The organism is Flavobacterium mekongense, assembly GCF_047038255.1.
Taxonomy (GTDB): Bacteria; Bacteroidota; Bacteroidia; order Flavobacteriales; family Flavobacteriaceae; genus Flavobacterium; species Flavobacterium mekongense.
Window position 1 is genome coordinate 2,175,948 of the sequence record NZ_CP174374.1, and the last position, 12,189, is coordinate 2,188,136.

Consider the following 12,189-nt stretch of genomic DNA (forward strand, 5'->3'; position numbering starts at 1 on the left):
CTTTCATTCAATCTCATGAAACTTATACCCAAAATACTATACTTACTTTTTACCATACTTACTTTCAGTTCTTGCTCTGAAAAATCTTCAGCGCAAACTGATCCTCCGGTTGTATTAACCGATGATGAAATCCTTACGTTAGCCCAAAAAGATGCTTTCAAGTATTTTTGGGATTATGCCGAAACTAACTCAAAACTAGCCCGAGAACGCTACCATGTTGACGAACCTTTCGTTGATGCAAATCTTGTGACCACAGGTGGTTCAGGATTTGGATTAATGACTATATTAGTCGGTGTCGAACGCGGTTTTGTTTCAAGAAGTGAAGCAGTGACTCGTTTGAATACAGCCTTAACTTTTTTGGAAAATGCCGACAGATTTCATGGCGCTTGGCCGCATTGGATGAATGGTACTAACGGAGATGTAGTTCCTTTCGGCACCATGGATAATGGAGGCGATATAGTGGAAACTGCTTTCCTTTGTCAAGGCTTAATTTGCTTGAGAGAGTACTTTAAAAATGGTACAACCGAAGAACAAGCACTAGCTCAAAAAGCTGATGCTTTGTGGAAAGGAGTAGAGTGGAGTTGGTACACCAAAGGTGAAAATGCCATGTATTGGCACTGGTCGCCTAATTACGAATGGCAAATGAACTTCAAGTTAGAAGGTTATAACGAATGTTTGATTACTTACATTTTGGGAGCTGCTTCTCCAACACATGCTATCCCAACAGCAGCTTACCATCAAGCTTGGGCCAGAAATGGTGCGATTGTTAATCCGGCTACTGTTTACAATATTCCGTTAATTTTTAATTACAACGGAACAACTTCTGTAGGTCCTATGTTTTGGGCACATTATTCTTATTTAGGACTGGATCCGAGAGGCTTGAGTGATCAATATGCTAATTATTGGAGTTTAACTCAAAACCACGCCAAAATTATGTACACCTATTGCAGTACAAATCCGGTTGGTTGGATTGGTTACGGTGAAAATTGTTGGGGTTTAACCGCAAGTTATACTCGAAATCCCAATGGAACTGTTGGATATACTGATCATCGTCCGGGGAATGACAAAGGCGTTATTTCTCCAACAGCTGCTTTATCTTCTTTTCCATATACCCCTCAAGAATCTATGAGAGCTTTGCGCTTTTTTTACGAAAACCAAGATTGGAAAGACCGACTAATTGGAGTGGCCGGTCCTTATGATGCTTTTTCTCCGCATCATGATTGGGTAACCAAAAGATATTTAGCCATTGATCAAGGGACTATTGTTCCCATGATTGAGAATTACAGAACCGGTTTTCTGTGGAATTTGTTCATGCAAGCTCCTGAAGTACAAAGCGGATTGCAAAGTTTAGGCTTTACCTCAACTCAACACGGATTTTAGAATAACCTAGGTGATTATGAAGATGAATAGACTAATTCTTGTTTTATTGATAGGTTTTTCTTTTGTTTCTTTTTCTCAAGAAATTAAAGGTTCTTTTGCTAAGGAAATCGGAGTAAAGTTGGCATTACAGTATGTTCTTCAATTACCTGAAAACCAAAAAGAAAAATTTCCTCTAATGGTTTTTTTACATGGCTCAGGGGAAAGAGGAACGGATTTAGAGTTAGTGAAAAACCACAGTCCTTTTACCTATCAGCATCTGATACAGTCACCAATTGCAATTTTGGCACCACAATGTCCTGAAAATGTTTGGTGGGATACTAATGCTTTATACCAACTCATTCTTGATATATCTGAAAAATATAATGTCGATAAAGCAAGGATTTATTTAACCGGTCTCAGTATGGGAGGTTGGGGTACATGGAAATTGGCGGAAGAACACCCCGAATTGTTCGCAGCTATTGCTCCGGTTTGTGCTCCTGTTGATAGATTAATGCTTATTAATGCTGATAAATTGAAAGACAAGCCCATTAAAATTTATCATGGGGCACTTGATGATGTGGTGCTGCCAACGGATTCAATAGACATGTATCAAAAATTAAAAGAAAAAAACAAAACAGTTGAACTGATTATCTTTTCAAACGACAATCACAACAGCTGGGATTCGACTTATTCTAATCCGGCATTTTACCAATGGCTGTTGGCCCAACATTTATAAAATTAATTACACGAATGAGAATTTACAATAACTTCATACTTTCATTTTTGTTAATCACTTCTGTTACCTTGGCACAGAAGAAATCGGTTAAGCCATCCATCGCTCCTAAAGAAATTTTTGTTGCCGAGTTGTTGTCGAAGATGACCTTAGAAGAAAAAATCGGACAACTGAATTTGCCAACGTCAGGTGATATTACAACCGGTCAAGCCAATAGTTCTAACATCGCCAAAAAAATAGAAGAAGGCAAAGTAGGAGGGTTGTTCAATATAAAATCGGTACAAAAAATTAAAGAAGTACAGAAAATTGCGGTTGAAAGAAGTCGTTTGAAAATTCCGTTGCTCTTTGGGATGGATGTTATACACGGCTACGAAACTACTTTTCCTATTCCGTTAGGCTTGTCTTGTACTTGGGATATGGACCTGATTAAACGAACTGCTCAAATTGCCGCCCAAGAAGCCAGTGCCGACGGTATCAATTGGACATTTTCACCCATGGTTGATATTTCTCGTGATCCAAGATGGGGCCGAATTTCGGAAGGTTCCGGTGAAGATCCATATTTAGGCAGTCAGATTGCCAAAGCTATGGTAACCGGTTATCAAGGCGACGACTTAATGAAAAACAATACTATTTTGTCCTGTGTTAAACATTTTGCCCTATACGGTGCTCCTGAAGGCGGAAGAGATTACAACACTGTGGACATGAGTAAAATAAGAATGTACAATGATTATTTGCCGCCTTACAAAGCAGCTGTTGATGCCGGAACGGCTTCTGTAATGGCTTCCTTCAATGAAATTGATGGTATTCCGGCTACGGGTAACAAATGGTTGTTGACAGATTTACTCCGAAAAGATTGGGGTTTCAAAGGTTTTGTGGTGACCGATTATACCGGTATCAACGAAATGACGGATCATGGCATGGGCGATTTGCAAACGGTATCGGCTTTGGCACTAAACGCCGGAGTAGAAATGGATATGGTAGGCGAAGGTTTTTTAACAACACTCCAAAGGTCACTTGCTGAAGGCAAGGTTACTCAGATGCAAATAGACAAAGCAGTAACACTGATTTTAAATGCTAAATACGATTTAGGCTTATTCCACAATCCATATAAATATTGCGATATCAATAGAGCTAAAACAGAAATTTTTACCGCAGTACACCGAAACGAAGCTCGCAAAATAGCAGCTGAATCCTTGGTTTTACTTAAAAACGAAGGTCAGTTATTGCCCCTTAAAAAATCAGGAACTATAGCTTTAATAGGTCCTTTGGCCGACGCTAAAGAAAACATGGCTGGTACTTGGAGTGTAGCGACCAAACAAGAAAATTCAATTTCACTGTTAAAAGGGATGAAAGAAGCTGTAGGGAGTTCAGCCAAAATACTATACGCCAAAGGCAGTAATTTGGATTACGATGCCGCTTTTGAAGAAAGAGCCACTATGTTTGGTAAAACCTTACACAGAGATCAAAGAACTAACGAACAACTTTTAGCAGAAGCTTTGCAAATCGCCAATCAATCCGACATTATAGTTGCGGCTTTGGGTGAATCTGCCGAAATGAGCGGTGAATCGAGTAGCCGTACCAATTTGGAAATGCCTAAAGCACAAAAAGATTTATTGCAACAACTCATTAAAATAGGCAAACCGGTTGTATTGGTTTTGTTTGACGGTCGGCCGTTGGTAATAACCGAAGAAAATAAAACAGTTCCTGCTATCTTAAATGTTTGGTTTCCGGGCAGTGAGGCCGGTTATGCTATAGCCGATGTGTTGTTTGGAGAGGTTAATCCTTCCGGAAAATTATCAGCAACTTTTCCCAGAAGTGTTGGTCAGGTTCCGATTTATTATGCCGCCAAAAATACCGGAAGACCTTTAGGTAATAAGAATGGAAATTTTGAAAAATTCCGCTCAAACTACTTAGATGAACGCAATGAGCCTTTGTTTCCATTTGGTTACGGGTTGAGTTATACGTCTTTTAAATATTCCAATTTAAGATTGTCTGCTAATACTATGAAGTTCAGCGACAAGCTTCAAGCTACAATTGAGGTTACCAATACCGGTAATTTCGATGGTAAAGAAGTTGTGCAATTATACATCAGAGATTTGGTAGGTTCGGTAACACGACCGGTAAAAGAGTTAAAAGGGTTCAAAAAAATAAGCTTAAAGAAAGGCGAAACGAAAACCGTTTCCTTCGAAATTACTGTAGAAGATTTGAAATTCTATAACTCCGATTTGCAGTTTGTAGCAGAGCCGGGAAGATTTCAACTATTCATCGGAACCAATTCCGACGCAACCGATAAAATAGATTTTGATTTGGTTAATTAGTTTAATGTTTACTTCGAAGAAAAACCCTTTGGTATGCAATGACTAAAGGGTTTTTTAAAGTAAATAGTAATTTCTATCTTTAGCAAAAATATCTAACATGAAAAAAATACTAACGCTTACGCTTTTATTTATCCTTAACAGCTTGAACGCTCAAGTACTGGAATCACCTTCCAAAGCACTAAAACTCACTTTTCAATTGGCGCCAAACGGCAAACCTTCGTACTCGTTAACCTATAAGAACAAACCGGTTGTGTTAAACAGTTTGTTAGGGGTTTATTTGAAAGGTGATAGCGATTTGGCTTCTAATTTTAAAATAGATAGTGTTGGAACTACTACTTTTAATGAGTCATGGAAACCTGTTCTGGGTGAGCAATCTAAGATTGTAAATCATTATAATCAACTTACGGCTGCCTTGTCCCAAACCGGAAGTAAAAGAAGGGTGAATATCATATTCAAACTTTACGATGAAGGCTTGGCTTTTCGATACGAATTTCCCAAACAACAAAATCTGAATTATTTCATCATATCCGACGAGAAATCAGAATTCAATTTGGCCGGAAATCATAAAACATTTTGGATTCCAGGTGATTTCGACAGTCAGGAATACGCTTATAATGAAACCTTGTTGTCCGAGGTAAATTCCGGTAAAATCGATTTGAATAACGGTATCGGATTGAAATCGATAGCCGGGAACTTTATGGTGCAATCGCCTTTAATGATGAAGTCTGCCGACAATTTATACCTCAATATTTTTGAAGCTGCGGTAGTGAATTATCCAGTGATGCATCTCGACTTAAATCCGACAACTTATGCTTTAACTTCTCATTTGGTTCCGAATGCCATAGGCGATAAAGCCTATTTGCAAACGCCTAGTGTTTCGCCTTGGAGAACCATAATGGTAAGTGATGATGCTCGTGATATAGTAAGTTCTAAAATGATTTTAAATTTAAATGAGCCTTCTAAAATTGAAGATACATCGTGGATTAAACCCATGAAATACGTTGGAATTTGGTGGGAAATGCACGTGGGTAAATCTACTTGGGATTATGCCGGAAGTCAGAATGCCCAAAACACCGAGTCGAGAGAATTAATCGCCAGCGGTAAACACGGTGCCACTACAGCCAATACCAAAAGATACATTGATTTTGCGGCCAAACACGGATTTGACGGTGTCTTGGTTGAAGGTTGGAATGTAGGTTGGGAAGATTGGTTTGGCAACTGGAAAGAAGATGTTTTCGATTTTACCACGCCTTATCCGGATTACGATTTGGCCGAAATTAATGCTTATGCCAAATCTAAAGGCGTTAAAATGATCATGCACCATGAAACTTCGGGTTCGGTAGCAAATTATGAAAGACATTTGGATCGCGCGCTGGAATTGATGAAAAAGTATGGTTATCCTGCTGCTAAATCAGGGTATGTTGGTCGCATTATTCCGCGAGGAGAATTCCATGACGGACAAACTATGGTGAATCATTTCAACTTTGTAGCCCGAAGATTTGCCGATTATAAAATGATGGTCAACTCGCATGAAAGTTCGCGACCAACAGGTTACCACAGAACATATCCCAATTACATAGCTGCTGAAGCAGCACGCGGAAACGAATTCAATGCTTGGAGTGTGGGAAATCCGCCTATGCACGAAACCATTTTGCCTTTTACCCGATTGTTAGGCGGTCCGATGGATTATACACCGGGTATTTTTGAAATCAAAATGAGTGTGTACGATAAAAATAAAAAAGAGCAAGTTCACACCACTTTAGCCAAGCAATTGGCTTTGTATGTAACCATGTATTCGCCTTTACAAATGGCAGCCGATTTGCCGGAAAATTACGAAAAATATCCGGATGCTTTTCAGTTTATCAAAGACGTAGCCGCCGATTGGGATGACAGTAAGTATTTGGAAGCCGAACCCGGAGATTATCTGACCGTGGCTCGTAAAGCCAAGGGTAAAGAGAATTGGTTTTTAGGCGCCATCACTGATGAAAATGCCAGAAAAACCAAAATCAATTTGAGCTTCTTGACACCGGGTAAAAAATATAAAGCGGTAATTTACCAAGACGGTAAAACTGCACATTGGGAAAAAAATCCTATCAATTATGAAATCATTACAAAAACAGTTACCTACAAAGATTTTATCCAATTAAATTTAGCGGCCGGAGGCGGAACAGCTATCAGTTTTACACCCATCAATTAAATCAATTTATATGAAACATCGGATTGCTTTACTGCTATTGTTATTTATTTCAAATTATGGAATTGCCCAACAAAAAACATATTGCAATCCGATTAATATTGATTACGGTTATTGCCCGATTCCCGATTTCGTGAAGCAGGGCAAACACCGCGCAACTGCCGATCCGGTGATTACTTTTTTCAAAGGCGAATACTACCTTTTTTCTACCAATCAATGGGGTTACTGGCATAGCAAAGACATGTCCGATTGGCAATTTATCTCCCGAAAGTTTTTGCGTCCGGAGCATAAAGTTTATGACGAATTGTGTGCGCCATCGTTATCTTTTGTGAATGATACTTTGTTGGTAGTTGGCTCAACACAAGGCAAAGAATTTCCCCTTTGGATGAGTACCAATCCGGCGAAAGGCGAGTGGAAGGAACTCATTCACAAATCGGAAGCAGCAGCTTGGGATCCGCAAATTTTTTGGGATAAAGACACCGATGAAGTCTATGAATATTATGGTTCAAGCAATTTGTATCCTTTGTACGGCATGAAACTCAATCGCAAAACATTCCAACCTGAGGGAGAAAGAATTCCGGTTTTGGCTTTAAATGATGACGAGCATGGTTGGGAACGCTTTGGCGAACACAATGACAATACTTTTCTACAGCCGTTTACCGAAGGCGCTTTTATGACCAAACATAATGGCAAGTATTATCTGCAATACGGTGCGCCCGGAACGGAATTCAGCGGTTATGCTGACGGTGTTTATGTGGGAAACCATCCGCTTGGTCCGTTTGAATACCAATCTCACAATCCATTCTCTTATAAACCCGGCGGTTTTGCGCGTGGCGCGGGACACGGAGCTACTTTTACCGATGCTTTTGAACAATATTGGCATGTATCCACTATCGGGATTTGCGTGAAGAATAACTTTGAACGCCGTTTAGGGATTTGGCCGGCTGGATTTGATAAAGATGATATCTTGTATTCCAATACAGCCTATGGTGATTATCCGACTTACTTACCCTCTGAAAAACGAGATCATTTAACCGGAAGTTTTACGGGTTGGATGCTGCTTAATTACAACAAGCCGATTCAAGTTTCCTCAACTTTAGGTGGCTTTCAACCGAATTTGGCCGTAGATGAAGACATTAAAACCTATTGGTCGGCTAAAACTGCGAATAAAGGAGAATATTTGATTTCTGATTTGGGTGAATTGAGTACCATTAAGGCTATTCAAATTAATTATGCCGATCAAGATGCCGAGTTGATGGGAAAACCCGATGCGACTACCGGACATCAATACATAGTTTACACCTCAAATGACGGCAAAAATTGGAAAGTTTTAGTAGATAAAAGCAAAAGCATTAAAGATGTTCCGCATGAGTACATTGAGTTAGCGACTCCTGTTAAAGCTCGATTTTTAAAATTGGAAAATGTAGCCATGCCAACCGGTAAATTTGCCGTAAGCGGATTTAGGGTTTTTGGGACAGGAAGTGGCGAAAAACCAGGAGATGTAAAGAATTTTGTGCCCCTACGTTCCGGTCCGAAAGTAAAAGGCGAACGCAGAAACGTATGGTTTAAATGGCAACAGGAGCCTAATGCCGATGGTTATGTGATTTACTTTGGGAAATCGCCGGATAAGTTATACGGTTCGATTATGGTTTACGGCAAAACGGAATACTATTTTAATGGTTTAGACCGTTCGGATGTTTATTTTTTTCAGATTGAAGCATTCAATAACAATGGTATCGGACCTAAAAGCGACATCAAAAAAGCGGATTAATTTTAGGTTATCAACAAACGCAAACGTTGTAATTTTTTTGAAAAATTCGTAAAAATGCGTTTAAGAAATCGATTTCGTTAATAACTAATAGTAGCATTATCTTTACTGTTTTACTTATAAATGTATATTTATCCGATGGTGATTATCAAACTAACTGTTGATTTGATAATTTAACGACCACATTTTTACACAAACAACAACTTATAACAACCAAACCAAAAACTATTATCTATGAGTACACAAAATTTAAAAACCAATTGGGCACAATTTATTCCCTTAGTCACCGTATTTTTCTTTTGGGGATTTGTGGCAGCTAGTAATGATATTTTAATACCGGTTTTCAAAAAGGCTTTTGATTTAACCCAAGGGCAAAGTCAGTTAGTATCGGTAGCTTTTTATGTGGCCTACACTGTTGGTTCTATCATTTATATGATTATTTCATTTTTAACAAAAGGCGATTTAATCAACCGAATCGGTTATAAGAATTCATTAGCTCTTGGATTAGTGATTTCTGCTTTAGGAACTTTATTGTTTTACCCAGCTGCCAATACCGGTTCATTTCCTTTGATGTTATCCGGTTTGTTTATTGTGGCTTTGGGTTTCTCTTTACAACAAACTGTGGCCAATCCTTTAGCGATTGCACTCGGACCAATAACTACAGGATCACAACGTTTAACTATGGCCGGAGGAATTAATAACTTAGGAACTACCATCGGACCGTTAATTGTTAGTTTTGCCATTTTTGGTTCAGCTACTTCGGACGATGCTGAAATGAGTATTGAAAGTGTGAAAATACCTTATTTGGTTTTAGGTGCCGCTTTCTTATTGGTAGCTGTTTTATTGAAATTTTCCTCATTACCCGATAAGCCTGCAGCAGTTGTTGAAGAAGAAGGTGTTGAAGCCAATGTCAGAAAATCGGCTTTAAATTACCCTCAGTTGATTTTGGGAATGATTGGAATCTTTGTTTATGTTGGAGTAGAAGTGTCTACGGCCAGTAATTTACCAGCCTACATGGAAAGTGATTTAGGATTTGATACCAAAGACATTGCACCGTTTATTTCATTGTACTGGGCCAGTTTGATGATTGGTCGTTGGACCGGAGCGGTAGAAGCGTTTACTGATAATATGAACACTCAAAAGATATTGCGTTTTATAGCACCTTATTTGGCTTTTGGGGTTTTCTTGGGAGTAAACAAATTCATGAATCACGATTTAACACCATTTTACGTTTATCCTTTAATCATTTTAGTTTTGATTTTTGCTGATATGGCCAGTAAAGGAAATCCGGCCAGGATGTTGTTGATTTTCTCCTTTTTGGGGATTGCCGCATTGTTGGTAGGTATGGCAACAGACGGAATGGTGAGCGTATATGCCTTCACTAGTGTTGGATTGTTCTGTAGTACACTTTGGCCATGTATCTTTACTTTGGCTATCAGTGGATTAGGAAAACATACCAGTCAAGGAAGTAGTTTCTTAATCATGATGATTATGGGAGGCGGATTGGTAAGTTGGTTGCAAGGTTATGTGGCCGATATTACTACTATTCATGCGAGTTACATCGTGGGAGTACTTTGTTTTGCTTATCTGGCTTTTTATGCTTGGAAAGTTTCCGGAATTTTGAAAAGTCAAGGTATTGATTTTGATAAAAAAATAAGTGGCGGACATTAATCCATCTCAATAAAAAATCAAAAATCCCGCATCGTGTAAACTTTGCGGGATTTTTTCATCAAAACCTAACCAAAAAATCAACTAACCCAATTTATTTTTTTTCTTCTATCAAAGCTTTGGTGCCATCTTCTTTATAATAGTAGTAATCATCATCATTGTTAGTTTGGTAACTGTAAACATTGTGGTTGTTGTAATATACATAACCTTGATTTCTATAACCCTTAATACTACCAATCATATCTACTATGTCACCTCTGCGGTTGTATATAATTTGTAATCCTCCAATTTGTGTTAAAGCAAATCGGTTGTATCTCATATATACACTTCCGATTCTGCTTACTCGGTCTCTGCTGTCGTAATTGATAAAGGTGTTACCAACTCTTCTAACTCTACCAAAGCTGTCGTGTTCAATTCTAACGCCATAGTTAAAAGTGCCTCTAGCTGTTACAGTTGTGCCGCGTCTTCCGGCAGTTTTATAAAAATAACCGCCTTGATTGTCTTGCGGACGTGTATTAAAATCAAAGTCTCCGTTTGGAAAAACAAAAAACTCAATGCCTCTTTCTACAAATGAGATTGGCTCATCAAAGCTGTATCTCGCTCTTCTTTCTTCACCGAAAGTGTTTACTTCAGTGGCATTCACTATGTTTCCAACCAGTAAAACAGTAGCTACTAAAAGGGTAATTTTTTTCATAATCAATACAAATTTGAGTTTTGCTTACTCTTGCGATTTTCAGCTTCTTCGAACAGTAATAATTGCTGTTGTTATCCATATTCCAATTGGTGTGCCAAAAGCAAAAAGTAAATTCTTAAGGTTTGATTAAGACAATTTAATAAACAGATTTACAGTGATTTACAAAAGATTTTTTTAATTTTAAAATTTGATAGATAAGTTTGAAATATTTAAAATTTTAGTACATTTGCTATCATTTTTTTATAGATGATCTAGTAATACCACTAATATCTCAATGAAAAACCTACTAGCATTCATTTTCTTTTGCTTTTTTACCTTTAACAGTTTTGCCCAACAATATATTCCTTTCTACGGCTCAATAGTAGACCAAGTATCTTCTTCTAATATTTTGAACAACTTGACCGAGTTTGAAAACCTGGGTGTAAAAAGAAGAGGAACGCCGGCCTTACAGAATACTTTAGATTGGTTAAAAGCCGAATATTTAAGTTATGGCTACACCGCTGCACAAATGCAGGAGTATAGTTTTACTAACGGTTCAACCACTTGTAAAAATTTAGTAGTTACCAAAGTTGGGACACTTTATCCGAATACCTATGTTATCATTTGTGGTCACTATGACACCATTACCGGAAAAGGAACTAATGATAATGGTAGTGGAGTGGTTACTATTTTTGAAGTGGCCCGTTTGTTGCAAAATATTCCAACAGAATACTCTATCAAATTTATCAATTTCAGCGGAGAAGAAGACGGACTGGTTGGAAGCCAACATTTTGTATCTACAGTTGTGAATGCTACTAATCCGAAAATGAATATCAAGTTAGTCTTTAATATAGATGAAGTAGGAGGAAGAGCCAATATGACCAATGATACTATTACTTGTGAACGTGATACAGGAAGTCCGACATCTAATAATGCCGCTTCCAATACCGTAACCAATGAATTAATCAATTGCGTTCAACTCTATTCGCCTTTAAACACTTATTTGTCTTATGCCTATGCTTCTGATTACATGCCGTTTGAAGACAATAACGAGGTGATTACCGGCTTTTTTGAAACCAATGAAACACCTCACAGACATACAGCCACCGATTTATTAGTGAATATGGATCCCGTGTATGTCTATAATATTGCCAAGGCAGCTACTGGAGCTATGTTGCATTTTGCTGTAGCTGCTACCACATTGTCCAATGATACACCTATAGCCAATCAGGTGAGTTTTTATCCATCGCCTGCCAAAGGGTTTATCAACATCAGTATGGGTAGTTTGAATGAAACCGAATATACATTTTCCTTGATTGATTTGAATGGAAAAAAGGTTTTAGAAACGGCTATCGAAAATCCTCAACTTATTGAAACAGTCAGTTTAGAAGGATTAGCCAAAGGCTTGTATTTGGCAGTATTCCAAACTTCCAAAGAGCGATTGACCAAAAAAATAATAGTAGAATAAACAAAAAA

General features: G+C 38.2%; 8 protein-coding genes. 7 read left to right on the forward strand and 1 reads right to left on the reverse strand.

Annotated features, from left to right (window positions below; all coding sequences use genetic code 11):
• The first annotated feature begins 15 nt into the window (after positions 1-15).
• The 6 genes from ACJG85_RS09320 to ACJG85_RS09345 all read left to right on the forward strand — a co-directional run bounded on the left by ACJG85_RS09320 (position 16) and on the right by ACJG85_RS09345 (position 10,043).
• Positions 16-1,380 (forward strand): glucoamylase family protein, encoded by a 1,365-nt coding sequence (locus tag ACJG85_RS09320; protein WP_412476265.1) that lies wholly within the window; start codon positions 16-18, stop codon positions 1,378-1,380.
• Positions 1,381-1,396: 16 nt separating this feature from the next.
• Entirely contained in the window at positions 1,397-2,095 is a 699-nt protein-coding gene (locus ACJG85_RS09325; protein WP_412476266.1) for a prolyl oligopeptidase family serine peptidase, read from the forward strand.
• A 14-nt stretch (positions 2,096-2,109) separates the two neighbouring features.
• Positions 2,110-4,410, forward strand: coding sequence for a beta-glucosidase BglX (gene bglX / locus ACJG85_RS09330; protein ID WP_412476267.1), 2,301 nt, complete (start codon positions 2,110-2,112; stop codon positions 4,408-4,410).
• Between the two features lie 97 nt (positions 4,411-4,507).
• Positions 4,508-6,607 (forward strand): glycoside hydrolase family 97 protein, encoded by a 2,100-nt coding sequence (locus tag ACJG85_RS09335; protein WP_412476268.1) that lies wholly within the window; start codon positions 4,508-4,510, stop codon positions 6,605-6,607.
• Between the two features lie 10 nt (positions 6,608-6,617).
• Positions 6,618-8,375 (forward strand): family 43 glycosylhydrolase, encoded by a 1,758-nt coding sequence (locus ACJG85_RS09340; RefSeq protein ID WP_409680560.1) that lies wholly within the window; start codon positions 6,618-6,620, stop codon positions 8,373-8,375.
• 231 nt (positions 8,376-8,606) lie between these two features.
• A complete protein-coding gene (locus ACJG85_RS09345) occupies positions 8,607-10,043 on the forward strand; it encodes an MFS transporter (RefSeq protein WP_412476269.1) in 1,437 nt (478 codons plus the stop codon).
• 91 nt (positions 10,044-10,134) lie between these two features.
• On the opposite strand, the gene ACJG85_RS09350 is transcribed toward ACJG85_RS09345, so the two are convergent.
• Positions 10,135-10,734 carry a hypothetical protein gene (locus ACJG85_RS09350; protein ID WP_409680565.1) on the reverse strand — a complete coding sequence of 200 codons (600 nt, stop codon included), beginning with the start codon at positions 10,732-10,734 and terminating at the stop codon, positions 10,135-10,137.
• A gap of 274 nt (positions 10,735-11,008) precedes the next feature.
• Here ACJG85_RS09350 and ACJG85_RS09355 point away from each other — a divergent pair, with 274 nt between their 5' ends.
• Entirely contained in the window at positions 11,009-12,181 is a 1,173-nt protein-coding gene (locus ACJG85_RS09355; RefSeq protein ID WP_409680568.1) for a M28 family peptidase, read from the forward strand.
• The last annotated feature ends 8 nt before the right edge of the window (positions 12,182-12,189 follow it).

Coding starts and splice junctions, on each gene's coding strand:
- ACJG85_RS09320 (WP_412476265.1), top strand. CDS start 16: ATGAAACTTATACCCAAAATACTATACTTACTTTTTACCATACTTACT.
- ACJG85_RS09325 (WP_412476266.1), top strand. CDS start 1,397: ATGAAGATGAATAGACTAATTCTTGTTTTATTGATAGGTTTTTCTTTT.
- bglX (WP_412476267.1), top strand. CDS start 2,110: ATGAGAATTTACAATAACTTCATACTTTCATTTTTGTTAATCACTTCT.
- ACJG85_RS09335 (WP_412476268.1), top strand. CDS start 4,508: ATGAAAAAAATACTAACGCTTACGCTTTTATTTATCCTTAACAGCTTG.
- ACJG85_RS09340 (WP_409680560.1), top strand. CDS start 6,618: ATGAAACATCGGATTGCTTTACTGCTATTGTTATTTATTTCAAATTAT.
- ACJG85_RS09345 (WP_412476269.1), top strand. CDS start 8,607: ATGAGTACACAAAATTTAAAAACCAATTGGGCACAATTTATTCCCTTA.
- ACJG85_RS09350 (WP_409680565.1), bottom strand. CDS start 10,734: ATGAAAAAAATTACCCTTTTAGTAGCTACTGTTTTACTGGTTGGAAAC.
- ACJG85_RS09355 (WP_409680568.1), top strand. CDS start 11,009: ATGAAAAACCTACTAGCATTCATTTTCTTTTGCTTTTTTACCTTTAAC.